The sequence below is a fragment of the Bacillus sp. DX4.1 genome, assembly GCF_030348195.1.
Taxonomy (GTDB): domain Bacteria; phylum Bacillota; class Bacilli; order Bacillales; family Bacillaceae_G; genus Bacillus_A.
In genome coordinates this window covers 4807288-4831067 of record NZ_JAUCFT010000008.1, presented here as the reverse complement: position 1 = coordinate 4831067, position 23780 = coordinate 4807288, and the positions used below count along the sequence as shown (strand labels likewise).

The window sequence follows — 23780 nt, the reverse complement described above, 5'->3', positions numbered from 1 at the left end:
ATCGTTTGATTACCTGAAAAGGATAGAGGAGGAAGAGAACATGCAATTTAGGTTATCGGAAGAACATGAGATGATACGGAAAATGGTTCGGGATTTTGCGAGAAATGAAGTGGCACCGACGGCAGCGGAGCGCGACGAAGCAGAGCGTTTTGACCGTGCATTATTCGATCAAATGGCAGACCTCGGTTTAACAGGGATTCCATGGCCTGAAGAATACGGGGGAATTGGAAGCGATTACTTGGCGTATGTGATTGCAGTTGAAGAATTATCACGTGTTTGTGCTTCTACAGGCGTAACGTTATCTGCCCATACTTCGCTGGCAGGCTGGCCGATTTTTAAATTCGGTACAGAAGAGCAGAAACAAACGTTTTTACGTCCGATGGCGGAAGGGAAAAAAATTGGTGCATATGGTTTAACGGAGCCTAGTTCTGGTTCAGATGCAGGGGGGATGAGAACGACAGCGAAGCGTGATGGTGACCATTACATTTTAAATGGTTCCAAGATTTTTATTACAAACGGTGGGATTGCTGATATTTACGTTGTCTTCGCATTGACCGATCCGGAATCAAAACAACGCGGCACAAGTGCATTCATTGTAGAAAGCAGTGCACCAGGGTTTTCGGTTGGTAAGAAAGAAAGTAAGCTCGGTATTCGCTCTTCACCAACGACAGAAATTATGTTTGAAGAGTGCCGCATTCCTGTTGCAAATTTACTTGGGGAAGAAGGGGAAGGTTTCAAAATTGCGATGCAGACGCTAGACGGCGGCCGCAATGGTATCGCGGCGCAAGCTGTTGGAATCGCACAAGGAGCTTTAGATGCTTCCGTAGATTACGCGAGGGAGCGGCACCAGTTTGGAAAGCCAATTGCAGCGCAACAAGGTATCGGTTTTAAATTAGCGGATATGGCGACGAGTGTAGAAGCTGCACGTCTACTAACGTATCAAGCAGCGTGGCTGGAATCAGAAGGACTTCCGTACGGAAAAGAATCGGCGATGTCGAAGTTATTTGCTGGGGATGCGGCGATGAAAGTAACAACCGAAGCGGTGCAAGTATTTGGTGGTTACGGTTATACGAAAGATTATCCAGTGGAACGTTTTATGCGCGATGCGAAGATTACGCAAATTTATGAAGGGACGCAAGAAATCCAGCGTCTTGTAATCTCTCGTATGTTAACGAAATAATCATGAGATGTGAGTAAGGAAAAAGCGTAGGTATCTCCTACGCTTTTTCCTTCAAATTGATAGAGAAAGAGGTGAAGGGGATGATTAAGCATAATGTGCATGCGTCTGTAAAAGATGAGAAGTTGGTTGCACTGCGGCGTGAGCAGATGATTAAAGGAGCTGTGCAGCTCTTTAAACAAAAAGGATTCCCGCGCACAACAACGAGGGAAATTGCAAAAGCAGCAGGGTTTAGTATCGGTACGCTCTACGAGTATATCCGAACGAAAGATGATGTTCTCTATTTAGTGTGCGATAGCATTTATGAGCATGTAAAAGAACGGTTAGAAGAAGTTGTATGTACGGAGAAAGGAAGCGTTGAGAGTTTAAGGATAGCCATTACAAATTATTTTAAAGTGATGGATGAACTGCAAGAAGAAGTGCTAATTATGTATCAAGAAGTTCGTTTTTTACCAAAAGAATCGCTTCCTTATGTTCTCGAAAAAGAATTTCAAATGGTGGGCATGTTTGAAAATATTTTGGAACAGTGTGCCCGAAATGGTATATTCACATTAACGAAAAAGGAAATTCAATTGCTTGCCCACAATATTTTTATTCAAGGACAAATGTGGGGATTTAGGCGCTGGGCGCTGCAAAAGCTTTATACGTTAGAGGAATACACAGAGATGCAAATTCGTTACGTATTACATGGAGCTCATATGGTTCTAGAATAAAAAAGAAGAGGTTGACGTAGCTCGCTTAAAATATAAAATAGGATTTGTAGCAATTTCTCATTCATTTGATGCTTTATATAGAATAAGATGGAAAAACAATATGATTGTAATATATTGAAAGAATGGATTGTCACTTTCAAGCTTTGAAGAAGTTAGGTAGGGATAAACAGCTTGTAAAATCCCGATTGATTCAACTAATAATCAGTGGGGATGAAGAAAACCTCAACTGATCAAAGTTTCACTTTATGATTTCCTATTTTTTTGTAGCATATTTGTTGGAGTTTTGTTTATAATAAATAGTATGGATTTTTTTGACTAGGACTTTATATATAGGATTATATTTTAAGAAAGGAAGTGCCGCATAAGTGAATTTTAAGCAATATTCACCAGAAGAGCTAAAAGAATTGTCCATGATTGAAGTTGTACATAGCCTGTTAGAGGACAAAAAACAAGCAACATCATTTCAGGATTTAGTTCAAGAAATCGCTCAAGTGCTGGGACTGTCTAAAGAGAAAGTTGCTGCGAATATCGCACAATTTTATACAGATTTAAATATCGATGGACGTTTCATTAATTTAGGAGAAAATCGTTGGGGAATGCGCAGCTGGTACCCATATGAGCAAATTGATGAAGAAATTTTACCTCAACCAAAACCTAAGAAGAAGCGTAAGGTTGAAGAAGAGGAAGAAGATCTTGATGACTATGTTGATAGTGATGAAGACGACTTCGATGAAGAAGATGATGTAGAAGATTTGGACAAGGTTCTTGATGCAGACGATGATCTTGATGATCTAGATGAAGACGACGATGAAGAAGAATTCGCTGAAGAAGAACTTGAATATGAAGAAGAAGAAGAAGAGGAAGAGGACAAACTCTAACCTTGACTTTTTATTATCGTCCATGTAGAATCATTTTTGGGCTCTTTAAAAAAAGACGATAATACTTTTAAAGTGTAAATATAAAGGAAAATTGCTCCCTACTTATTACTTTTTGTGATGAAGGGAGCAATTTTCTTTTTTGTTTTTTGTTTAGAAAAATGAAAGAGTCTAACAATAAGATGGATACAGTGTTATCTACATACGTTGCACTTTGCAACGGTGATTATATAACAGAAGAGTAGAAGGGAGTACTTTCATGACTAAGTATATTTTTGTAACAGGCGGTGTAGTATCATCTCTAGGAAAAGGGATCACAGCAGCATCTCTTGGAAGACTTTTAAAAAATCGTGGTTTAAACGTAACAATTCAAAAATTTGACCCATACATTAACGTAGACCCAGGGACAATGAGCCCATACCAACACGGTGAGGTATTCGTAACAGATGATGGTGCAGAAACAGACTTAGACCTTGGTCACTATGAGCGCTTCATCGACATTAACTTAAACAAATACAGCAACGTAACAACAGGTAAAATTTACTCTTCTGTTCTTCAAAAAGAGCGTCGTGGTGAATATTTAGGAGGAACAGTTCAAGTTATTCCTCACATTACAAATGAAATTAAAGAACGCGTATACCGTTCTGGCCGTGAAACAAATGCGGATGTTGTTATTACAGAAATTGGCGGAACTGTTGGTGATATCGAGTCCCTACCGTTCTTAGAAGCAATTCGCCAAATTAAGAGTGATATTGGCCGTGACAACGTAATGTACATTCACTGTACATTAATTCCATACTTAAAAGCAGCAGGCGAAATGAAAACAAAACCAACGCAACATAGCGTTAAAGAGCTTCGTAGCTTAGGTATTCAGCCAAATATTATCGTTGTTCGTACAGAATTGCCTGTTTCTCAAGATATGAAAGACAAGCTTGCATTATTCTGTGACATCGATACAAAAGCAGTTATTGAAGCGCGCGATGCAGATACATTATATGCAGTTCCATTATCTCTTCAAGAGCAAAATATGGACCAAATCGTTTGCGATCATTTAAAATTAGACAACCCAGCTGCAGATATGACAGATTGGAGCGCATTAGTTGAAAAAGTACGCAACCTGTCTAAGAAAACAAAAATCGCTCTTGTTGGTAAATATGTAGAGCTACAAGATGCATACATTTCTGTTGTAGAAGCACTTCGCCATGCAGGTTACACATTTGATACAGATGTAGAAGTGAAATGGGTAAATGCTGAGCATGTAACAGCAGAAAACGTGAAAGAAATGATTGGCGATACAGATGGTATTCTTGTACCAGGTGGCTTCGGCGATCGCGGAGTAGAAGGTAAAATTGCTGCTATCCAATATGCGCGTGAAAACCAAGTTCCATTCTTAGGAATTTGCTTAGGTATGCAACTTGCATCAATTGAATTTGCACGTAACGTATTAGGATTAGAAGGTGCAAACTCTTCTGAAATTGATCCTGAAACACCATATGCAATTATCGATTTATTACCAGAACAAAAAGATGTAGAAGACTTAGGTGGTACACTTCGTCTTGGTCTATACCCATGTAAGCTTACACCAGAAACGAATGCTTACAATGCGTATAGCGAGCCGGTTGTATATGAGCGTCATCGTCATCGTTATGAGTTCAACAACCAATTCCGTCAAGACATGGAAAACGCAGGCTTCCTATTCTCTGGTACAAGCCCAGATGGTCGTTTAGTAGAAATTATCGAGTTGAAAGAACATCCTTGGTTCGTGGCAGCACAGTTCCACCCAGAACTTGTATCTCGTCCAAACCGTCCACAACCGTTGTTCCGTGATTTCGTACAAGCTTCTATTATTAATAAAGAAGGCAAGTAAGCAAGAAAAAGGCGTCCAGATTCGGACGCCTTTTTGTTTTATTCATATTCGTTCATAATTTCATCGATTGTAAATTTTAATCCGTGATACGCAAATAGAGCGATTATTAAACTTGGGAAGCCGTAACGGGAGCCTTCATCATCTGGAATTATTCCTTTTAGCAACTTTGTATCAATATGTACATCTGTAAATTGCTCCAGTGATGCTTCGCCTTCTTGAACTGCTGAAATACCAACAATGGAATGCCCTTCATCTTGCAACTTTTTCACTAATGAAATGACTTCATCATCTGTTGAAAAACGACTGATGAGAAGCACACGGTCAGCGGATGTAACGGCTGCTTGTTTTCCATCTTCGAATAAACATTTGGCGCTTTTCATCGGTTCTGCCCCGTGTAAAGCTTCAGAAACAACACCCTCCATTTCTTTTGTACCATGTACATAAATGATGCCATCACCAACTAGTGCTTGGGCAAGTAAACGGGCACTATCTTCTATATTCATCTCTTCTTTTTGAGAAACTCTTGTAAAATAGCCACTCAACTGAGTAGAAAAAATTTTTAACATCGCGATGCTCCTTTCTGACGTGTTAGACGGCTTTCATTATAGCTTATTTTCTCAGAAAGGCGAAGTAATGAGACTAGCGTAACAAAATAAGAAACGGTAAAATAAGAAAGAACAGGAAGGAAATTGATAATGTGTAGCGAAAATAAACCGAATAAGATATAAGAAGCTTTTAATCTTGTATTTACACAGAAAGGTTGGGGACTATGGAAGGGAAAATTTTAATCGTTGATGACCAATATGGCATTCGTGTGTTATTACATGAAGTATTCCAAAAAGAAGGTTACCAAACGTTCCAAGCAGCAAATGGATTTCAAGCTTTAGATATCGTGCAAAAGGATAATCCGGATTTAGTCGTTTTAGATATGAAGATTCCAGGTATGGATGGTATAGAGATTTTAAAGCATGTGAAAGAAATTAATAAAGATATTAAAGTTATTTTAATGACAGCTTACGGTGAGCTCGATATGATTCAAGAAGCAAAGGATTTAGGTGCTTTGATGCATTTTGCAAAGCCATTTGATATCGATGAAATTCGAAAAGTAGTGCGAAATTTGATTGCTGTAGAGGCTTAACTATGAACTTTTTATAAAAAATATGGAAAAAAGCGTTTACATGGACTGATGAGCAGGTGAATGCTGTTGAGTTTTTTAGTACAAGTTGGTATCCTATGGAGTGTAGAAAAAAGTCCGGTATGTAAATATACATATTTTGCCTTATCCTGGTCATACTACCAGCGATAAGAATTTATCGGATACAAAAAACGTTTTTTAGGAGGATTCACCATGCCTTTAGTTTCCATGAAAGAAATGCTAAACACAGCACTAGAAGGAAAATACGCAGTTGGTCAATTCAACATGAACAACTTAGAGTGGACTCAAGCTATCTTAGCTGCTGCAGAAGAAGAAAAATCTCCTGTAATCTTAGGCGTATCTGAGGGTGCAGCTCGTCATATGACTGGATTCAAAACAGTTGTAGCTATGGTTAAAGCTTTAATCGAAGAAATGAACATCACTGTTCCTGTAGCGATTCACCTTGACCATGGTTCTAGCTTTGAAAAATGTAAAGAAGCAATCGATGCAGGTTTCACATCTGTTATGATCGACGCTTCTCACCATCCATTCGAGGAAAACGTAGAAACTACTAAAAAAGTAGTAGAATATGCACACGCTCGTAACGTATCTGTAGAAGCTGAGCTTGGAACAGTTGGCGGACAAGAAGACGACGTAATTGCTGAAGGCGTTATCTACGCTGATCCTGCAGAATGTAAACACCTAGTTGAAGCAACAGGTATCGATTGCCTAGCTCCAGCTTTAGGTTCTGTACATGGTCCTTACAAAGGTGAGCCTAACTTAGGATTCAAAGAAATGGAACAAGTTCGTGACTTCACTGGTGTACCTTTAGTACTTCACGGTGGTACTGGTATCCCAACTGCTGACATCACAAGAGCTATTTCTTTAGGTACTTCAAAAATCAACGTAAACACTGAAAACCAAATTGAGTTTACAAAAGCTGTTCGCGAAGTATTAAACAAAGACCAAGAAGTTTACGATCCTCGTAAATTTATCGGACCTGGCCGCGAAGCAATCAAACGAACTGTTATTGGTAAAATGCGCGAATTCGGTTCTAACGGTAAAGCGTAAGAATAAAATTCCGTTTTGGAAACCGTCTAGTCTTTTAGACGGTTTCCTTTCGTTGTATAATGAAAGCGTGAACAATTTATATCATAAGATAAAGTGCTACATTCTTTGTTATGATATACGCATGATGGGATATTCTTTGTAAGATGTTTTATGAGTATCTTTTTTATAAAGTGAAACTTTGATCAGTGGGGGGGCTTCATCCCCCACTGATCATTAGTTGAACCAATCGGGCTTTTACGGGCAGTTATCCCCATCTATCTTCTTTGAATTTCTCAGAATCTTGAGATGGGGGTCTTACTGCTCGTTAATGCGGGATAAATGGAATAATGGAAAATAATGAGCATGGCCTTTTGATAAGTGTTATAACGTATCCGAGGTGATTAATAGGGTGAAACTACCACCGTAAGGAATATTTTGTATGATGGTGTGGTGAGTGGAATCACTCAATGCTTGACGGGCAGTTAGTCCACATCTATCTGCTTCGACCTTTTTATATTTCAAGGTGAGGTCTTACTGCCTGTTAAGCACGGGATGAAAAATGAAGTAGAAATTTTTAATTTTTTATTGATAGTTTGCTGAACGAATGAGATTCTTATGGGAAGACTTTCTCATTTATTAATAGTCTATTTCTTCATTAGATAGGAAGTGGACTGCTTACATGATAGGTATGTAGGAGGAATAAGAAAGGTAAATACATTCACAAAAGAAGGGAGCTCAACATGGAAAAGTTGCTAATTGAAGGTGGACGACCTTTAAACGGGTCAATTCGCGTGAGCGGTGCAAAAAATAGCGCGGTTGCTCTTATTCCGGCAACCATTTTAGCTGATACCCCAGTAACAATCGGTGGTGTACCTAATATTTCAGATGTAAAGATGTTAGGAGATCTACTGGAGGAAATTGGGGGAGTTGTAAAGTTCCATCAGGAGGAAGAGATGACAGTTGATCCTTCCAAAATGGTTGCTATGCCCCTTCCAAATGGGAAGGTAAAAAAACTTCGTGCTTCTTATTACTTGATGGGTGCTATGCTTGGACGCTTTAAAAAAGCTGTAATTGGGCTTCCTGGTGGATGTCATTTAGGGCCGAGACCAATCGATCAGCATATTAAAGGGTTCGAAGCACTAGGTGCACATGTGACAAATGAGCAAGGTGCGATTTATTTACGTGCAGATGAACTGCGAGGAGCACGTATTTATTTAGATGTTGTGAGCGTAGGGGCGACAATTAATATTATGCTTGCAGCCGTACGTGCAAAAGGTAGAACAGTCATTGAAAATGCAGCGAAAGAACCAGAAATTATTGATGTAGCAACATTATTAACAAGCATGGGTGCGCGAATCAAAGGTGCTGGCACAGACGTCATTCGTATTGATGGTGTCGATTCTTTGCACGGCTGTTACCATTCAATTATTCCAGACCGAATCGAGGCAGGGACTTACATGATTTTAGGTGCAGCGTCTGGTGGAGAGGTAACGGTTGATAATGTAATTCCGCAACATTTAGAGTCTGTAACTGCAAAATTGCGAGAAGTCGGTGTACAAGTTGAAACACACGATGATCAAATTACGGTGAATGGTAACCGTCAATTAAAAACAGTGGATGTAAAAACACTTGTGTATCCAGGATTTCCCACAGATTTGCAGCAACCATTCACAACACTGTTAACAAAAGCGCATGGAACAGGTGTTGTAACGGATACCATTTATGGTGCTCGTTTTAAGCATATTGATGAATTACGCCGCATGAATGCTCAAATTAAAGTAGAAGGTCGTTCTGCTATTGTGACAGGACCTGTAACTTTGCAAGGGGCAAAGGTAAAAGCGAGCGACTTAAGAGCAGGAGCAGCACTTGTGATAGCGGGGTTAATGGCGGATGGAATTACAGAAGTGACAGGTTTAGAGCACATTGATCGTGGCTATGAGAATATAGTAGACAAGCTTCAAGGCCTCGGTGCCAATATTTGGCGTGAGCAGATGACGAAGCAAGAAATCGAAGAAATGAAAAATGCATAAAGTGAAACTTTTATTAGTGGAGGTTCTTCAACTCCGCTGATAATTAGCCTTCACTAATCGTGCTTTTACGGGCAGTTTATCCTCACCTAAGGTTGTGGGGGGATTGGTGCGGGATAAAGAATGATCGGTGGTGCTTCCGTTAGTGGGGGACGAAGAATCACTGCTGACGGAAGTTTCACTTTATTGAAAGACAGTTCACACAAAACGGCATAAATATAAAGATTCAAAGGAGAGGGATTATCGTGGAAAGAAGTTTATCTATGGAGTTAGTACGTGTAACAGAGGCTGCAGCATTATCATCTGCACGTTGGATGGGACGCGGGAAAAAAGACGAGGCAGATGGAGCGGCAACATCAGCAATGCGTGACGTGTTCGATACAATTCCGATGAAAGGAACAGTTGTAATTGGCGAGGGGGAAATGGATGAAGCGCCAATGCTATACATCGGAGAAAAATTAGGAACAGGATATGGCCCACGTGTCGATGTTGCAGTTGATCCGTTAGAAGGAACGAATATTGTGGCAGCTGGAGGCTGGAATGCACTTGCTGTCATTGCGATAGCGGATCACGGTAATTTGTTACATGCTCCTGACATGTACATGGATAAAATTGCAGTTGGCCCAGAAGCGGTTGGTGCAGTCGACATTCATGCGCCTATTATTGATAACTTACGTGCTGTTGCAAAAGCGAAAAATAAAGACATTGAAGATGTTGTTGCGACAGTTTTAAATCGACCACGTCACCAAGCGATTATCGAAGAAATTCGTAAAGCGGGTGCACGTATTAAATTAATTAATGATGGTGATGTAGCTGGAGCAATTAACACAGCGTTTGATCGCACAGGTGTTGATATTTTATTCGGCTCTGGTGGTGCGCCTGAAGGCGTTCTTGCAGCAGTTGCACTAAAATGTTTGGGCGGAGAAATCCAAGGGAAACTTCTTCCGCAAAATGAAGCAGAATTAGCGCGTTGCAAAAAAATGGGAATTGAAGATATAAATCGCGTGCTTCGTATGGAAGACTTAGTAAAAGGTGATGACGCAATCTTTGCAGCAACAGGTGTAACAGATGGAGAATTGCTACGCGGTGTTCAATTTAAAGGCAGCGTTGGTACAACTGAATCTCTCGTTATGCGTGCGAAATCAGGAACAGTGCGCTTTGTTGACGGACGCCACAGCCTGAGCAAAAAACCAAACCTTGTAATTAAATAAAAGTGGAAGCAATCTAAAAAGCGGAGACAAATTTTCTTGTCTTCGCTTCTTGTATTTGTGTTACAACGTATTGATTAAAACTAGATAAAAGGGTTACAATAGTGAATATTACCCTACTTGAACTTATTGCCTTTCATTATTATGAATTTGCCTTCCGTAATTTTCCCTTTACCCGTGTAAAAAGAGAATAATATTAAAGTGTGGTGTCTGAATGAATTTGTCAATTGCAGCATTAGAAAACATGAAGTTAAAAGAGTTATATGAGCTTGCGAAAGAGTTTAAAATTTCGTATTACAGCAAATTAACAAAGAAAGAGTTAATTTTTGCTATATTAAAAGCTCGAGCAGAAAAAGAAGGTTTCTTTTTCATGGAAGGTGTACTCGAAATTATTCAATCAGAAGGATTCGGGTTCCTACGTCCAATCAATTATTCTCCAAGTTCTGAAGATATTTATATTTCAGCTTCGCAAATTCGTCGTTTTGATTTGCGTAATGGAGATAAAGTTTCTGGTAAAGTACGTCCTCCAAAAGAAAATGAGCGTTACTTTGGGTTGCTACAGGTAGAAGCCGTGAACGGTGATGATCCAGAATCAGCAAAAGAGCGTGTGCATTTCCCTGCGTTAACCCCGTTATATCCAGATCGTCAAATGAAGTTGGAAACGGAAACGAAGAAATTATCAACACGCATCATGGACTTAATTGCACCAGTTGGATTTGGACAACGTGGTTTAATTGTTGCGCCTCCAAAGGCTGGTAAAACGATACTGTTAAAAGAAATTGCACACAGTGTTACAACGAATCATCCAGAAGCAGAACTTATTGTTCTTCTAATTGATGAGCGTCCAGAGGAAGTAACAGACATTGAACGTTCTGTTAAAGGCGATGTTGTAAGTTCTACTTTCGATGAAGTGCCAGAAAATCATATTAAAGTAGCAGAGCTTGTATTAGAGCGTGCAATGCGTCTTGTAGAACATAAAAAGGACGTTATCATTCTAATGGATAGTATTACCCGTTTAGCACGAGCTTACAACCTTGTTATTCCACCAAGTGGTCGTACGTTATCAGGTGGTATTGATCCGGCTGCTTTCCATCGACCGAAGCGCTTTTTTGGAGCTGCTCGTAACATTGAAGAAGGCGGTAGCTTAACGATTTTAGCGACAGCACTTGTTGATACAGGATCTCGTATGGATGATGTTATTTACGAAGAATTTAAAGGAACAGGAAATATGGAACTTCATTTAGATCGCTCATTAGCTGAGCGCCGTATCTTCCCAGCGATTGATATTCGTCGTTCTGGTACACGTAAAGAAGATCTATTAATTCCAAAAGAACACTTAGATAAACTATGGGGTATTCGCAAAACAATGCGAGATACACCAGACTTTGTTGAAAGTTTCCTACGTAAACTTCGCCAAACGAAAACAAATGAAGAGTTTTTACAAAACATTGTTGCAGATTCCAAACGATATGTAACAACAAAGTAAAGGCGTAAGATGGGACTCGCTTATTTTATAGTAAGCGAGTTTTTCTATTTGAAGAACGGAAATGATTGTGGGCTTGGGATTTATTTTTATCTAGTTCCAGCGGCTAGCTCTTCGTGTCTAAGAACCTCCCGCACTAAAGGCAAAAAGCACCTTTTGTGTGAGAGAACCTTAGCCAGTCAGAGCTGAACAAGCCGCTTCCACTTTTAATTAATATCCAGTTCCAGCGGCAAGGATGGTCGGTGGCTTCGCTTCTTCCTGTGAGGCAAAGTACGCCTCTACGTCAGAAGCTCCATCCCCCTCCCATTCTGAGCGAGCCGCTTCCGCTTTTAATTTGTAAAAGACAAAAACAGGTAGTTGCAAAATGGAGTTAGCCTTGTTATAATTTCATCATATGTGTTTCATCATTATAGTTGTATTTGCAGCTAACGATGAAAAACTCTGTTTCGAAAATGATTCAGGGCGGAAGGAGATGAAAAGAATGAAAGCAGGAATCCATCCAGGTTACAAGAAAGTTGTATTCATGGACACAAACACAGGCTTCAAATTCTTAACAGGATCTACTAGAGGTTCTAACGAAACTGTTGAGTGGGAAGATGGAAACACTTATCCATTATTAAAAGTTGAGATCAGTTCTGATTCTCACCCATTCTACACTGGACGTCAGAAGTTTGCTACTGCAGACGGACGTGTTGACCGCTTCAATAAGAAATACGGTCTTAAGTAATAACAAACATAAAACAGGCAAGTGTATCTATTCGCTTGTCTGTTTTTTTTGCAAAAATATAAACCTTTACCTACTTTGTGCCAGAGCAAGTAGACGAAAGGAGAACTTTCATGTACTTAATAAATCAAAACGGTTGGCTTGAAGTGATTTGCGGAAGTATGTTTTCTGGAAAATCAGAAGAGCTCATCCGTCGTGTACGCCGCACACAATTTGCAAAGCAACACGCAATTGTATTTAAACCATGTATTGATAACCGTTATAGTGAAGAGGACGTTGTTTCACATAATGGAATGAAAATAACAGCAGTTCCTGTTGCGGCTTCAAAAGATATATTTGAGCATGTAACGGAAGATATGGATGTTATCGCAATTGATGAGGTGCAGTTTTTTGATGAGGACATTGTGGAAGTGGTGCAAATATTGGCAAATCGTGGCTATCGTGTCATTGTAGCCGGTTTAGACCAAGATTTCCGCGGTCTACCATTTGGACAAGTTCCTCAGTTGATGGCGATTGCTGAACATGTAACAAAGCTGCAGGCAGTTTGTTCCGTATGTGGATCTCCAGCAAGCCGTACGCAACGTTTAATCGATGAAGAACCAGCTTCTTTTGATGATCCAATCATTTTAGTTGGGGCGTCAGAGTCATATGAACCGCGCTGTCGCCATTGTCATGCTGTACCTACAAAACAACGATAAATGAAACTCGCTACATAGAGCGGGTTTTTTTCGAAGATAGATAAAGAGTGGTGGTTGGGTTCTATTCTGAGCGAGCCGCTTCTGCTTTTAAATATATCTAGCTCCAGCGGCAAGCTCTTCGCATCTAAGAACCTTCCGCACAAAAGGCAAAGAGCGCCTTGTGTGCGAAAGAACCTTAGCTGGTCAGAGCTAAACGAGCCGCTTTCGCTTTTAATGGTATCCAGCTCCAGCGGCAAGAATGGTTGGTGGCTTCGCTTCTTCCGACGAGGCAAAGAGCGCCTCTATGTCAGAAGCTCCATCCCCCTTCCATTCTGAGCGAGCCGCTTTCGCTTTTATAATAATAATTTGCGTTTTTTTGATTAAGTACCATATACTATTTGTATTAGATACTAGGATGTAGAGGTGAATAGTGTGTTAGATCGTTTGCAAGCTGTAGAAAATCGTTATGAAAAGCTAAATGAGTTGCTAAGTGATCCAGAGATTATTAGTGATTCGAATAAACTTCGTGAATATTCAAAGGAACAATCTGATATGCAAGAAACGGTAGAGGTGTACCGTGAGTATAAAGATGTTCGTGAGCAATTACGAGATGCAAAGGCAATGTTAGAAGATAAGTTAGATGCTGACATGCGTGAAATGGTAAAGGAAGAAGTTTCTGAGTTAGAGGGACAAGAGAAGGAATTATCAGAGCGTCTGAAAATTTTACTTGTTCCAAAAGACCCGAATGATGATAAAAACGTTATCGTTGAGGTTCGTGGTGCTGCTGGTGGCGATGAGGCCGCTTTATTTGCTGGCGATTTATACCGTATGTATAGCCGTTATGCTGAGGTGCAAGGTTGGAAAACTGAGATTATTGAAGCGAGCTATACAGAACTAGGTGGATATAAAGAGATTATCTTTATGATTAACGGTAAAGGCGCTTTTGCAAAGTTGAAATTTGAAAATGGTGCACACCGCGTACAACGTGTTCCGGAAACAGAATCTGGAGGACGTATCCATACTTCTACAGCAACTGTAGCTGTATTACCGGAAGCAGAAGAAGTAGAAGTCGATATTCATGAAAAAGATGTTCGTGTTGATACGTTTGCTTCTAGTGGTCCTGGTGGACAAAGTGTTAATACAACGATGTCAGCGGTACGTTTAACGCATTTACCGACTGGTGTAGTTGTGTCTTGTCAGGATGAAAAGTCACAAATTAAGAACAAAGAAAAAGCAATGAAAGTATTACGTGCACGTGTTTATGATAAGTTTAGACAAGAAGCGCAAGCTGAGTACGATCAAAACCGTAAACAAGCTGTTGGTACGGGAGACCGTTCAGAGCGTATTCGTACGTATAACTTCCCGCAAAACCGTGTTACAGACCATCGAATCGGTTTAACGATTCAGAAGCTAGATCAAATCTTACAAGGTAAGTTAGATGATTTCATCAATGCCTTAGTGATGGAAGATCAGGCGCAAAAGATGGAGGCAGCTGAGTAATGCGTGTCTATGAAGCCCTGAAATGGGCTTCTTCTTTTTTACAAGAAAATGGGCGAGATGAAAATGCGGGAGAAATTGTCCTTTGTCATGTATTAAAGACGAATCGAACAGGTTTAATGATGAGTATGCGTGAAGAGTTGACAGAAAGACAAGTCGAAACCTTCACAGCATTTATCCACAAGCACGTGGATGGTATCCCAGTTCAGTATTTGCTGGGGTATGAAATGTTTTATGGGCGTTCTTTCTTCGTAAATGAAGAAGTGTTAATACCAAGACCCGAAACAGAAGAGCTTATATTAGGCGTATTAACGCGAATTCAGAGTAGATTTGGTCAGAAGGAACTGCATGTAGCTGATATTGGAACGGGTAGCGGCGCAATTTCAATTACGCTCGCTCTAGAAAACCAAAATCTGCATGTGTATACAGTAGATATTGCCCAAGAATCGATTGAAGTTGCGAAAGAGAATGCAAAGACGTTAGAGGCGAATGTGACGTTTTATCATGGTGACTTATTATCACCATTTTATGAAACGGGTCAAAAACTAGATGTTGTCGTTTCTAACCCTCCGTACATTCCAGAAGAAGATTGGAGAGGCCTTTCTTCTGTTGTAAAAGAGCACGAACCGAAGCGGGCACTCGTTGGTGGAGAAGATGGACTCGATTTTTATCGCCGTTTTATGAAGGAGTTGCCAACCGTTTTACAAAGTGAGGCAATCGTTGCCTTTGAAGTAGGCGTTGGGCAAGGTGAAGATGTAAAAGCATTATTGCAGCGTACATTCCCGCACGCCCATGTAGAAGTTGTATTTGATATTAACGGAAAAGATCGAATGGTATTTGCAGAAATGGAGTAAGGGCATAGACCTTTACTCCATTTTTATATGTCAAATAAATATATAAATCTATTTTGATTTATCGCCATATAAGCCGCGGCTATGGATAACAAAAGGTGACCTGCACTCTTTTTCTCTCTTTGTTTTCACGTGGCATGGGGCAGGAAAAGGATCTGACCGCTTCTATGCATGGCCGGATGCTCTCTCCTACCTAAAAAGAAGGGTTTTCTATCGTTTTTTCAATTTGTATGTATACATAAATATTTCCTAACATACAAGTCACGGCTATGAAAACAAAAGAAGACCTCCACTCATTTTCTCCCTTTGTTTTCACATGGAATGGGGTCAAAAAAGGCCCTGACCGCATCTATGCATGGCCGGACGCTCTCCCCCGCCAAAAAAAGAAAGGTTTTATATCAGTTTTTCAATTTATATACGTAAAAGTTTTTCTATAGATTTAGAATTTAATAGTTTAGAAAGAGGTAAGAGTGTCTACACTGTTTACAGAAGGGATGGTGTAGGAGATGAAAAAACAAGCGATTGCCTATTTTCTTTTATTATTAATTGGTGCACAGTTACTCGTGCATTTTGGATATATGAAAGCTGATGCAAAGGGACCTGCTGTTATTCCGAAAGAAGCCGTTCGCTTACGTATTTTAGCAAATAGCGATACGAAGGAAGATCAAGCGTTAAAACGTAAAGTGCGTGATGAAGTGAAGGCGCAAATTGATGGTTGGGTAGCAGATTTAAAATCGTTTGAAGACGCACGGCGTGTCATCCAGAGCCATATCCCGGAAATTGAAAAAACTGTTGCTGATACATTGAAGCAAGAAGGAAGTAAGGAATCATTTCAAGTTACGTTTGGAAAAAATGTAAAATTCCCTACAAAAGTATATGGAAACTTTATTTATCCTGCTGGAGAGTATGAAGCTGTACTTATTTCAATCGGAAAAGGAGAGGGCGCGAATTGGTGGTGTGTATTATTCCCGCCAATGTGTTTCCTGGATTTCTCAAGTGGAACAGCTGTTAAAAAAGAAGAGCATGTTGTGAAAGCAGAATCGATTGAGGATGAAGAGCAACCAGTGCTAGAGGAACAAGATGAAGAAGAATTGCCGAAGCGAAAATCGATAAAAGAAACGGCAAAAAAAGAGGTTGTTACAAAAGTTCAAACTGATGTGAAAGAGATAAAAGAGAAGCCTGTACAAGAAGAACCTGTAAAACAGGAAGTAGAGCAGAAAGTAACTGTGGAAAAAGAGGAAAAGTCTGTGGAAAAACAAAAAGAAAAAATAGAAGTGCAAGATGAGGAAGTGGAAGAGCCGCAAGTCAAACTGTTTATCGTAGAAGCAATCTCCTCTTTATTTTCTAAATAAGTTCTATTTTCGTATCCTCTCTCATATATAGAAATGAGGGGGGATATAGTATGAAAAAACTTTATTTTGCTACGAAGGCAGATATAGAACGATTGCATTCTTTTTTCGGACAAGCTAATAAGAAAGATGATAAAATAAATGAGTTATATGAACAATTTATGGTATTGGAAGATAACGGAGAAATGCAAGCGGTGGTTGGTTATGAACAAAAGCAAGAGGATGCACTCATTCGTTCTTGTTTGTTCACACCTGCTGTGGATAATAAGCTGTTCTTATATTTTTTTGAAATGTTTTTGCAGTATATGAAAGAGAAAAGTATTCAACAATTATATTTACTCACAAATCATCCACAATCTGTGACAATATTTCAGTTTTTCAACTTTACGCCTGTGGAAAAGGAAGAAGTTCCAACAGGGATTCGGCAGTTAGAACATTTTTGTGAAAATATAAAACAGCAGAATGTAATAATACTAAATTGTCAGCTATTCACAAAGTTATCCACAAATTAATCAGGTTTATCCACATTTTGTGGATAAACCTTGTTTGTCTTTTGGATAAATATCATAGTAAACTACAAATAGACAAGTATTTCAGGGAAGAAAAGGACGTGGAAAAAAATGCACACAAAAATATGGATTGTGGATAATGTTGTGGAAATAAAAGAAGATTATCCACAGTTAAGAGAAGCAGCAAAATTATTAAGAGAAAATGAAGCAATTGGCTTTCCAACAGAAACGGTATATGGACTAGGTGCCAACGCAATGAATGATGAAGCAATCGCGAAAATTTTTGAGGCAAAAGGTCGACCAAGTGATAATCCACTGATTGTCCACATTGGTGCAAAATCACAATTAACGGATATTGTAAGAGAGATTCCACCAGTTGCGGATGTACTAATGAAGCATTTTTGGCCGGGACCATTGACACTTATTTTACCGAAAAAAGATGGGATTTCAGAGAAGGTTACAGCAGGTTTAGATACTGTTGGCGTCAGAATGCCTGATCATCCTGTGGCACTGGCGCTTATTGAAGAAGCGGATGTACCAGTTGCAGCACCAAGTGCCAATCGTTCTGGACGTCCAAGTCCAACGTTAGCTTCCCATGTATATGAAGATTTAAACGGGAAAATCGCTGGTATTGTTGATGGCGGCGCAACAGGTGTTGGTGTGGAATCGACAGTAATAGATTGTACGAGTGAAGTACCAACCATCTTACGCCCAGGCGGGATTACAAAGGAACAATTAGAAGAAGTAATTGGACCTGTTTCTTTAGATCCAGCATTAAAAGATGAAACTGAAAAACCGAAAGCACCGGGAATGAAATATACACATTATGCACCTAGAGCACCACTCAGCATTGTGGAAGGATCACGTGCTTTTATTCAGCAGCTTGTGGATAACAAAAAAGGTGAAGGGTATACAGTCGGTGTATTAACAACAGAAGAATATCAACATGTATATAAAGCGGATGTCGTATTGTCATGTGGTACACGAACTGATTTAGCGAGCGTTGCGACAAAACTATATGATGTGTTGCGCACATTTGATACAAGTAAAGTTGATGTTATTTTTAGTGAGTCGTTCCCAAGTGATGGAATCGGTAATGCGATTATGAATCGCTTAACAAAAGCGGCGGGACATCATGTCATTTTTGAAGATTAAAGCTGAATGCATCCACTCTTTATGACATGCAGTACTCTTTCATAGATTCTATTTTTCCTCGGATGAGCATATTGTGAAGTAGCAAGTCCGAGGAGGGACGAGATGACGGTTGAACAACTATTACCTTTGTTTATTATGGCATTTGCCCTAGGGCTGGATGCCTTTTCTGTAAGCCTCGGTATGGGCATGGTTGCGTTAAGAATGCAGCAAATTTTGTATATCGGTATTACAATAGGTTTGTTTCACATTGTCATGCCGTTTCTTGGTATGGTACTTGGTCGTTTTTTATCGGAGCAATTGGGTCATATGGCAACCATTGCTGGAGCAATTTTATTAGTTGGATTAGGATTTTATATTATATATTCTTCTATGTTAGAAGGAGAAGAGACGAGGTCTGCACCGGTAGGGGTAAGTTTATTGCTATTTGCATTTAGTGTGAGCATCGATAGCTTTTCAGTCGGATTAAGCCTTGGAATTTACGGAGCGCAAACGATTATAACCATATTGATTTTTGGGTTAGTCAGTATGGTACTAGCGTGGAGTGGTTTACTTATTGGCAGGCGTGTAAAGCGTATGTTTGGTATATATGGTGAAGTGCTTGGCGGTATCATTCTTGTTGGTTTCGGACTCAGCCTTCTATTTCCAATATAATCTTGCTATCATATAAGGAAATATAGGAGAGATAGAAGTATGGGGAAATTGTTGGAATGGTACATTTGGTTTGTAACATTTTTTCCAAGGTGGCTACGTTTGCTCATAATTTGGCTTATTATTTTACAAATAGCAGTGCTCGGATGGATGAAGCTCATCCGCGAATGGTAAATGAAAGCCCCTTTCTGTAAAAGGTTCAGTATTTCTACCATCATTCATGATAATAAAAACAACTCTTATAATAGAAGGGGTGTTCTTGGTGAAAAGAGTAAAACAATTTTTTGGAATTATCATTAGTTTTTTCGTATTTTGGTTTAGTATGCTCGGTGTACAAATGTTCGCTGAGTTTTTAGATATGGATTCTTTAAAATTTATTCAGGGTAAAACAGAAGCGGCACGTATGTTTTACTCACCTTACCCATTTTTTATCGTATTTATCATTACACTTCTTTCATTATATTTCTTTGTTATAAAACTTGGAAAAGTGAAGAAAGAAACAGTGCCTGCATTGGAAGAGAAGTGAGAAAAGTTATAGACATAAGAAAAGTCCAGCCAATTATTGTGAAGGCTGGACTTTTGGTTTTATTTAGGTAGCGGCAAGAATGGTCGGTGGCTTCGCGTCTTCCTGCGAGGCAAAGAGCGCCTCTACGTCAGAAGCTCCATCCCCCTCACATTCTGAACGAGCCGCTTCCGCTTTTAAAGTGGCCGTACAAGTTCAAATTGCTCACCAAGTTTTGCGTAATTGTGACCTGCTAAGCGGCTTACGGGTTTGAGTCCTTCTGCATGAATACGACCATTTTCGTATAGATGTTCCGCAACGTGGAAGCGGACAACGCGACCGATTAATAGGTCGCATGCTGGTGAATCTGGTGTTCCACCTAATGGAATCGCGCGTTCTAATACGCATTCCATACGAATATTTGCTTCTTTTACGCCTGGTACTGAGATGACATCACTTTCAATAGGGGTTAGTTTGGCTAATTCAATTTCACTTTGATTGGGAGGGAGGTTTGCAGCAGTTTCGTTAATGGCCTCCACGTAAGATTCATCGGAAATATGTACGACAAATTCACCTTTTTCGATTGCGTTTCGAGAGGTATCTTTTGGCTCTCCTGCTTTTCGTTGTACAGAAACAGAGATGAGAGGTGGATTGGCAGCCACAATATTAAAGTAACTATATGGTGCTCCGTTTAACACGCCGTCCTTTGTAGTCGAGGTTACGAATGCAACTGGGCGTGGAATAATACTCCCTGTTAGTAATTTGTAATTATCTTTTTCCGTTTGTTCATTTGGGTTAATCGAAAGCATAGTTATAATCTCCCTTCCGCGATATGAATACTTCTTTGTTTGTTTACAAGATAATGAAGAGAAACTCCTGCTAAAAAAATATTTTTTTGCCGATTTTTGTAAATCTGTTCAAAAAGAAAAGGAGCTGATCCAAAAGTCTGTCAGGCAGACCTTTGAATTCGCTCCGTTATCGTCTAAGAATATTTTAAAATCGAGCTAATGGATTAAAGTAAAACGTAAGCGCCAGGTCCAGTTAATGCAACACCAACTGCAATGGCAATTAAGATCATGTTATATTCAAATCCGTTTTGTGTTACCCAGTAGCCATTTTTTCCGTGTACAGTAAAGATTGCGACTAGCATTGTACCAACCATAAATAGAGAACCAACCCAAGTGAAGATACCTGCTGCGAATAAGAAACCACCTAATAGCTCAGTTGCACCAGCCATAAATGCCATAAATACGCCAGGGCGTAAGCCGATTGATTCCATCCAGCCGCCTGTTCCTTTAAGGCCGTGGCCACCAAACCAACCAAATAATTTTTGAGTACCGTGACCCATGAATGTAATTCCAATAATAAGACGAATAATAAGAAGACCGATGTTCATCATTTATAAAACCTCCAAAAAGTTATTAACTTACCTTATGTAAGTAATGTTAAATCAGTTACTTACTTAAGTCAAGTAACTTTCATAAAAATACGAAGAAAATTTTACAAATCAATAATAAAAAACAAATATCTTGTAAAGACCTCTAGACAACTTGTGAAAAAAAAGAGAAAATGTAAGCAAGAGGTTAACTTTTTTTATTTTGTTCAGAAAATCTGAATTGACTGGGATTTTGCAAAGAGATACAATAAGATTCTAGTTGGTAAGAGCGTTTTTAATTCCGAAAGCGTTTTTACAATATAATATTGTGAAAAAAATGAATTGTATATTTATCTCAATATTCTCTAGGGATTGCCCTATACATTTTTAACATGAGTATGAATTATAAGGAGGACTATCCTATGTTTAAAAAATTATTTGGTCTTGGTTCAAAAACAAATGCAGAAACAATCGTAGCTCCATTAACTGGAGAAGTGAAAAATATTGAAGAAGTACCAGATCCAGTATTTGCTGGTCGTATGATGGGTAACGGTGTTGCAATCGTTCCAACTGAAGGTGTAGTAGTATCTCCAGTAGACGGTGAAATCGTACAATTATTCCACACAAAACATGCTGTTGGAATTAAAGCGAAAAACGGTGCAGAAATCTTAATTCATGTTGGTTTAGAAACAGTAACAATGGCAGGCGAAGGTTTCGAAGCGCATGTATCTGAAGGACAAGCTGTAAAGACAGGCGACAAATTAATTTCTTTCGATTTAGAATTAATTCGCGAAAAAGCAAAAAGCACAATTACACCAATCGTTATTACAAATACAGATGCAGCTGAATCTATCGACACAACTGTAGGTGTTTCATCTACAAAAGGTACAACAGAAGTAATGAAAGTTACAATGAAATAATTGCTTTCTTAGTAAGGAATCTATTTTGTATGAAATGGATTCCTTGTTTTTTATGGAAATTTAACCATGGTAGTAGATTTTTTTTCTAACTGTGTTACTATATTGTAGGCACTTGGAAATAGGGTTTCACATATATGTGGATAAAGCGCATTTCTCTTATGGAAAATAAAAGGGAAATGCGCTTTTTGTATGTTCTCATTTCTTTTTTTTCATTGTAATGTACGTTATGATGAATGTAAGACATTCACCATAAGGAGTGGGTTTTAGATGAAGCGAGTGTTATTTGTTTGCACAGGAAATACATGTCGCAGCCCAATGGCAGAGGCGTTGCTTCGTCATTATGGGGAAGAGCAATTTGAAGTGAAGTCTGCTGGCGTATTTGCATCCGCTGGAAGCGATGCATCCCTACATGTGAAAGATGCACTAGCAAAAAAGGGAATTTCGATTACACATGCCTCGCAGCAAGTAACGGAGGAAATACTACAGTGGGCTGATACGATATTAACGATGACAGAAAGCCATAAACAGCTTTTACTTCAATATCACCCAAATGCAGGAGAGAAAGTGCATACATTATATGGATTTGTAGAAGGTACAAATAAGGATATTTCAGATCCGTTTGGCGGTTCACTATCCATTTATCAATCGACGTTGGCTGAGATGGAAAAACTTGTACAAACTTTACTTAAAAAACATTCAGAGGGTTAATGTTTCGTGTATAATACGATATTGGAGATGATCTTGCTCTAACGAGCAAGGGAGCGTCCGGTTTATGTCACAAATCATCAGTGGGGAAAAGATTCCTACTGATAGAAGTTTCACTTATTATTGGAGGGGTTCATAATGAAAGTAGTAGTAGCATCTGACCATGGTGGAATGAATATTCGTAAAGAAATCGTAAGTTTATTAGAAGAATTAAACATTGAATATATTGATTTAGGATGTGAATGTGAAGCGGGTTCTGTTGATTATCCTGACTTTGCATTTCCAGCAGCGGAAATGGTTGCTAGTGGTGAAGTAGACCGTGGTATTTTAATTTGTGGAACAGGCATTGGTATGTCTATTGCGGCAAATAAAGTACACGGTATTCGTTGTGCATTAGTACATGATACATTTAGTGCAAAAGCAACGAGAGAGCATAACGACACGAACATGCTGGCAATGGGCGAGCGTGTAATCGGAGCTGGTTTAGCACGTGACATCGCAAAAATTTGGTTAACAACTGATTATGAAGGCGGACGTCACGAAAACCGTGTAGGTAAAATTAAAACATACGAAGCGAAGTAATAAAGTGAAACTTTAATCAGTGGGGGGGCTTCATCCCCCCGCTGATTATCAGTCCTCATCAATCGGGATAATTGTTAATCGTAATATAATGTGTTGAACCAACCTGTGAAAGGAAGAGGTGTCATGACGGAAGTAGTACAAGTGAAAGAGCAGCTACAACAAGCGCTTTCTGATTTTCAAGAGCAAGCTTCTTTACAAAGTGGTCAAGTTTTTGTAGTGGGCTGTAGCACGAGCGAAGTGCTAGGCGAAAGAATTGGAACATCAGGGACGATGGAAGTAGCGGAAGCGATTTTTTCTGAGCTAAAACAATTTCAAGAGCAAAACGGTATTGAGCTAGCATTCCAGTGTTGTGAGCACTTAAATCGTGCTTTAGTAGTAGAACGGGAGATCGCAACGAAGTACCAACTTGAAATTGTAACCGTTACGCCTGTTAGATCAGCAGGTGGTGCGATTGCGACGTATGCATATAACAATTTAAAAGATCCTGTAGTGGTAGAGTTTATAAAAGCAGATGCAGGGATAGATATTGGTGATACGTTTATTGGCATGCACCTTAAACATGTTGCAGTTCCTGTTCGCACGCGTGTGAAAGAGATTGGGCATGCACATGTAACGATGGCAAAAACACGTGGTAAGTTGATTGGCGGAGAACGTGCAGTATATGTGTCAGTAGAAGAAACGCTTACTTGCAGCTAAAGTAGAGAAGTCCAGTTCGAATCGTTACTCTAGCTGGACTTGATATATGTATATG

27 protein-coding genes are annotated in these 23780 nt (G+C 39.4%); 23 read left to right on the top strand and 4 right to left on the bottom strand.

Going from position 1 to position 23780, the window contains the following annotated elements:
* The first annotated feature begins 40 nt into the window (after positions 1 to 40).
* From acdA to pyrG, 4 genes are all read left to right on the top strand, one after another.
* Positions 41 to 1180 carry an acyl-CoA dehydrogenase AcdA gene (acdA, locus tag QUF99_RS27590; RefSeq protein ID WP_289374356.1) on the top strand — a complete coding sequence of 380 codons (1140 nt, stop codon included), beginning with the start codon at positions 41 to 43 and terminating at the stop codon, positions 1178 to 1180.
* A gap of 80 nt (positions 1181 to 1260) precedes the next feature.
* The gene (locus QUF99_RS27585; RefSeq protein ID WP_289374355.1) at positions 1261 to 1890 is read left to right on the top strand and encodes a TetR/AcrR family transcriptional regulator; all 630 of its coding nucleotides are present in this window, start codon (positions 1261 to 1263) and stop codon (positions 1888 to 1890) included.
* A gap of 365 nt (positions 1891 to 2255) precedes the next feature.
* On the top strand, positions 2256 to 2768 hold the full coding sequence (rpoE, locus tag QUF99_RS27580; protein WP_289374354.1) for a DNA-directed RNA polymerase subunit delta: 513 nt from the start codon (positions 2256 to 2258) through the stop codon (positions 2766 to 2768).
* 256 nt (positions 2769 to 3024) lie between these two features.
* On the top strand, positions 3025 to 4632 hold the full coding sequence (pyrG, locus tag QUF99_RS27575) for a CTP synthase (protein ID WP_289374353.1): 1608 nt from the start codon (positions 3025 to 3027) through the stop codon (positions 4630 to 4632).
* A gap of 38 nt (positions 4633 to 4670) precedes the next feature.
* On the opposite strand, the gene QUF99_RS27570 is transcribed toward pyrG, so the two are convergent.
* Positions 4671 to 5198: a DUF2529 domain-containing protein gene (locus QUF99_RS27570; RefSeq protein WP_289374352.1), complete on the bottom strand. Its 528-nt coding sequence runs from the start codon at positions 5196 to 5198 to the stop codon at positions 4671 to 4673.
* A gap of 203 nt (positions 5199 to 5401) precedes the next feature.
* On the opposite strand from QUF99_RS27570, the gene QUF99_RS27565 reads away from it, so the two are divergent.
* The 5 genes from QUF99_RS27565 (at position 5402) to rho (ending at position 11538) form a co-directional block, all read left to right on the top strand.
* On the top strand, positions 5402 to 5770 hold the full coding sequence (locus QUF99_RS27565) for a response regulator (protein ID WP_289374351.1): 369 nt from the start codon (positions 5402 to 5404) through the stop codon (positions 5768 to 5770).
* Positions 5771 to 5980: 210 nt separating this feature from the next.
* Complete coding sequence (locus QUF99_RS27560) at positions 5981 to 6838, top strand: class II fructose-bisphosphate aldolase (protein ID WP_289374350.1); 858 nt, start codon at positions 5981 to 5983, stop codon at positions 6836 to 6838.
* A gap of 719 nt (positions 6839 to 7557) precedes the next feature.
* On the top strand, positions 7558 to 8847 hold the full coding sequence (gene murA, locus QUF99_RS27555; RefSeq protein WP_289374349.1) for a UDP-N-acetylglucosamine 1-carboxyvinyltransferase: 1290 nt from the start codon (positions 7558 to 7560) through the stop codon (positions 8845 to 8847).
* A 242-nt stretch (positions 8848 to 9089) separates the two neighbouring features.
* Positions 9090 to 10055: a class II fructose-bisphosphatase gene (glpX, locus tag QUF99_RS27550; protein WP_289374348.1), complete on the top strand. Its 966-nt coding sequence runs from the start codon at positions 9090 to 9092 to the stop codon at positions 10053 to 10055.
* 211 nt (positions 10056 to 10266) lie between these two features.
* Positions 10267 to 11538 (top strand): transcription termination factor Rho, encoded by a 1272-nt coding sequence (gene rho / locus QUF99_RS27545; protein ID WP_289374347.1) that lies wholly within the window; start codon positions 10267 to 10269, stop codon positions 11536 to 11538.
* Between the two features lie 207 nt (positions 11539 to 11745).
* Here rho and QUF99_RS27540 read toward each other — a convergent pair whose 3' ends face one another.
* On the bottom strand, positions 11746 to 11898 hold the full coding sequence (locus tag QUF99_RS27540) for a hypothetical protein (RefSeq protein WP_289374346.1): 153 nt from the start codon (positions 11896 to 11898) through the stop codon (positions 11746 to 11748).
* A gap of 118 nt (positions 11899 to 12016) precedes the next feature.
* Here QUF99_RS27540 and QUF99_RS27535 point away from each other — a divergent pair, with 118 nt between their 5' ends.
* The 10 genes from QUF99_RS27535 (at position 12017) to QUF99_RS27490 (ending at position 19471) form a co-directional block, all read left to right on the top strand.
* Positions 12017 to 12262 carry a type B 50S ribosomal protein L31 gene (locus QUF99_RS27535; RefSeq protein ID WP_289374344.1) on the top strand — a complete coding sequence of 82 codons (246 nt, stop codon included), beginning with the start codon at positions 12017 to 12019 and terminating at the stop codon, positions 12260 to 12262.
* A 110-nt stretch (positions 12263 to 12372) separates the two neighbouring features.
* Positions 12373 to 12957 carry a thymidine kinase gene (locus tag QUF99_RS27530; RefSeq protein WP_289374342.1) on the top strand — a complete coding sequence of 195 codons (585 nt, stop codon included), beginning with the start codon at positions 12373 to 12375 and terminating at the stop codon, positions 12955 to 12957.
* A 411-nt stretch (positions 12958 to 13368) separates the two neighbouring features.
* On the top strand, positions 13369 to 14436 hold the full coding sequence (gene prfA / locus QUF99_RS27525) for a peptide chain release factor 1 (RefSeq protein WP_289374776.1): 1068 nt from the start codon (positions 13369 to 13371) through the stop codon (positions 14434 to 14436).
* Positions 14436 to 15287: a peptide chain release factor N(5)-glutamine methyltransferase gene (gene prmC, locus QUF99_RS27520; protein ID WP_289374340.1), complete on the top strand. Its 852-nt coding sequence runs from the start codon at positions 14436 to 14438 to the stop codon at positions 15285 to 15287. The genes prfA and prmC overlap by 1 nt, the downstream gene beginning before the upstream one ends.
* 503 nt (positions 15288 to 15790) lie before the next feature.
* Positions 15791 to 16636 (top strand): stage II sporulation protein R, encoded by an 846-nt coding sequence (gene spoIIR, locus QUF99_RS27515; protein ID WP_289374338.1) that lies wholly within the window; start codon positions 15791 to 15793, stop codon positions 16634 to 16636.
* 50 nt (positions 16637 to 16686) lie between these two features.
* Positions 16687 to 17145: a GNAT family N-acetyltransferase gene (locus QUF99_RS27510; protein ID WP_289374336.1), complete on the top strand. Its 459-nt coding sequence runs from the start codon at positions 16687 to 16689 to the stop codon at positions 17143 to 17145.
* Between the two features lie 108 nt (positions 17146 to 17253).
* Positions 17254 to 18297 carry an L-threonylcarbamoyladenylate synthase gene (locus QUF99_RS27505; RefSeq protein WP_289374333.1) on the top strand — a complete coding sequence of 348 codons (1044 nt, stop codon included), beginning with the start codon at positions 17254 to 17256 and terminating at the stop codon, positions 18295 to 18297.
* Between the two features lie 102 nt (positions 18298 to 18399).
* Positions 18400 to 18948 carry a manganese efflux pump MntP gene (locus tag QUF99_RS27500; RefSeq protein WP_289374332.1) on the top strand — a complete coding sequence of 183 codons (549 nt, stop codon included), beginning with the start codon at positions 18400 to 18402 and terminating at the stop codon, positions 18946 to 18948.
* A 39-nt stretch (positions 18949 to 18987) separates the two neighbouring features.
* Positions 18988 to 19119 carry a hypothetical protein gene (locus QUF99_RS27495; protein ID WP_286122867.1) on the top strand — a complete coding sequence of 44 codons (132 nt, stop codon included), beginning with the start codon at positions 18988 to 18990 and terminating at the stop codon, positions 19117 to 19119.
* An 88-nt stretch (positions 19120 to 19207) separates the two neighbouring features.
* Positions 19208 to 19471: a DUF3935 domain-containing protein gene (locus QUF99_RS27490; protein ID WP_289374329.1), complete on the top strand. Its 264-nt coding sequence runs from the start codon at positions 19208 to 19210 to the stop codon at positions 19469 to 19471.
* Positions 19472 to 19644: 173 nt separating this feature from the next.
* Here QUF99_RS27490 and QUF99_RS27485 read toward each other — a convergent pair whose 3' ends face one another.
* Complete coding sequence (locus QUF99_RS27485) at positions 19645 to 20256, bottom strand: flavin reductase family protein (protein WP_289374327.1); 612 nt, start codon at positions 20254 to 20256, stop codon at positions 19645 to 19647.
* Positions 20257 to 20459: 203 nt separating this feature from the next.
* Positions 20460 to 20846, bottom strand: coding sequence for a DoxX family protein (locus QUF99_RS27480; RefSeq protein WP_289374325.1), 387 nt, complete (start codon positions 20844 to 20846; stop codon positions 20460 to 20462).
* Positions 20847 to 21244: 398 nt separating this feature from the next.
* Between QUF99_RS27480 and QUF99_RS27475 the strand changes: the two genes are divergently transcribed.
* From QUF99_RS27475 to QUF99_RS27460, 4 genes are all read left to right on the top strand, one after another.
* A complete protein-coding gene (locus QUF99_RS27475; RefSeq protein WP_289374323.1) occupies positions 21245 to 21742 on the top strand; it encodes a PTS sugar transporter subunit IIA in 498 nt (165 codons plus the stop codon).
* A 267-nt stretch (positions 21743 to 22009) separates the two neighbouring features.
* Positions 22010 to 22450, top strand: coding sequence for a low molecular weight protein arginine phosphatase (locus QUF99_RS27470; RefSeq protein WP_289374321.1), 441 nt, complete (start codon positions 22010 to 22012; stop codon positions 22448 to 22450).
* Positions 22451 to 22585: 135 nt separating this feature from the next.
* Positions 22586 to 23029 carry a ribose 5-phosphate isomerase B gene (rpiB, locus tag QUF99_RS27465; RefSeq protein ID WP_289374320.1) on the top strand — a complete coding sequence of 148 codons (444 nt, stop codon included), beginning with the start codon at positions 22586 to 22588 and terminating at the stop codon, positions 23027 to 23029.
* A 123-nt stretch (positions 23030 to 23152) separates the two neighbouring features.
* Positions 23153 to 23725 (top strand): TIGR01440 family protein, encoded by a 573-nt coding sequence (locus QUF99_RS27460; RefSeq protein ID WP_289374318.1) that lies wholly within the window; start codon positions 23153 to 23155, stop codon positions 23723 to 23725.
* Positions 23726 to 23780 lie beyond the last annotated feature (55 nt).

Bases quoted from the DNA above. Each gene is read 5' to 3' on its own strand.
- prmC (WP_289374340.1), top strand. From the start codon at position 14,436: ATGCGTGTCTATGAAGCCCTGAAATGGGCTTCTTCTTTTTTACAAGAA.
- QUF99_RS27480 (WP_289374325.1), bottom strand. From the start codon at position 20,846: ATGATGAACATCGGTCTTCTTATTATTCGTCTTATTATTGGAATTACA.
- QUF99_RS27475 (WP_289374323.1), top strand. From the start codon at position 21,245: ATGTTTAAAAAATTATTTGGTCTTGGTTCAAAAACAAATGCAGAAACA.
- QUF99_RS27470 (WP_289374321.1), top strand. From the start codon at position 22,010: ATGAAGCGAGTGTTATTTGTTTGCACAGGAAATACATGTCGCAGCCCA.
- QUF99_RS27585 (WP_289374355.1), top strand. From the start codon at position 1,261: ATGATTAAGCATAATGTGCATGCGTCTGTAAAAGATGAGAAGTTGGTT.
- rho (WP_289374347.1), top strand. From the start codon at position 10,267: ATGAATTTGTCAATTGCAGCATTAGAAAACATGAAGTTAAAAGAGTTA.
- spoIIR (WP_289374338.1), top strand. From the start codon at position 15,791: ATGAAAAAACAAGCGATTGCCTATTTTCTTTTATTATTAATTGGTGCA.
- pyrG (WP_289374353.1), top strand. From the start codon at position 3,025: ATGACTAAGTATATTTTTGTAACAGGCGGTGTAGTATCATCTCTAGGA.
- QUF99_RS27510 (WP_289374336.1), top strand. From the start codon at position 16,687: ATGAAAAAACTTTATTTTGCTACGAAGGCAGATATAGAACGATTGCAT.
- QUF99_RS27485 (WP_289374327.1), bottom strand. From the start codon at position 20,256: ATGCTTTCGATTAACCCAAATGAACAAACGGAAAAAGATAATTACAAA.
- QUF99_RS27565 (WP_289374351.1), top strand. From the start codon at position 5,402: ATGGAAGGGAAAATTTTAATCGTTGATGACCAATATGGCATTCGTGTG.
- rpiB (WP_289374320.1), top strand. From the start codon at position 22,586: ATGAAAGTAGTAGTAGCATCTGACCATGGTGGAATGAATATTCGTAAA.
- acdA (WP_289374356.1), top strand. From the start codon at position 41: ATGCAATTTAGGTTATCGGAAGAACATGAGATGATACGGAAAATGGTT.
- QUF99_RS27500 (WP_289374332.1), top strand. From the start codon at position 18,400: ATGACGGTTGAACAACTATTACCTTTGTTTATTATGGCATTTGCCCTA.
- QUF99_RS27495 (WP_286122867.1), top strand. From the start codon at position 18,988: ATGGGGAAATTGTTGGAATGGTACATTTGGTTTGTAACATTTTTTCCA.
- QUF99_RS27535 (WP_289374344.1), top strand. From the start codon at position 12,017: ATGAAAGCAGGAATCCATCCAGGTTACAAGAAAGTTGTATTCATGGAC.
- QUF99_RS27505 (WP_289374333.1), top strand. From the start codon at position 17,254: ATGCACACAAAAATATGGATTGTGGATAATGTTGTGGAAATAAAAGAA.
- murA (WP_289374349.1), top strand. From the start codon at position 7,558: ATGGAAAAGTTGCTAATTGAAGGTGGACGACCTTTAAACGGGTCAATT.
- QUF99_RS27460 (WP_289374318.1), top strand. From the start codon at position 23,153: ATGACGGAAGTAGTACAAGTGAAAGAGCAGCTACAACAAGCGCTTTCT.
- QUF99_RS27530 (WP_289374342.1), top strand. From the start codon at position 12,373: ATGTACTTAATAAATCAAAACGGTTGGCTTGAAGTGATTTGCGGAAGT.
- QUF99_RS27560 (WP_289374350.1), top strand. From the start codon at position 5,981: ATGCCTTTAGTTTCCATGAAAGAAATGCTAAACACAGCACTAGAAGGA.
- QUF99_RS27570 (WP_289374352.1), bottom strand. From the start codon at position 5,198: ATGTTAAAAATTTTTTCTACTCAGTTGAGTGGCTATTTTACAAGAGTT.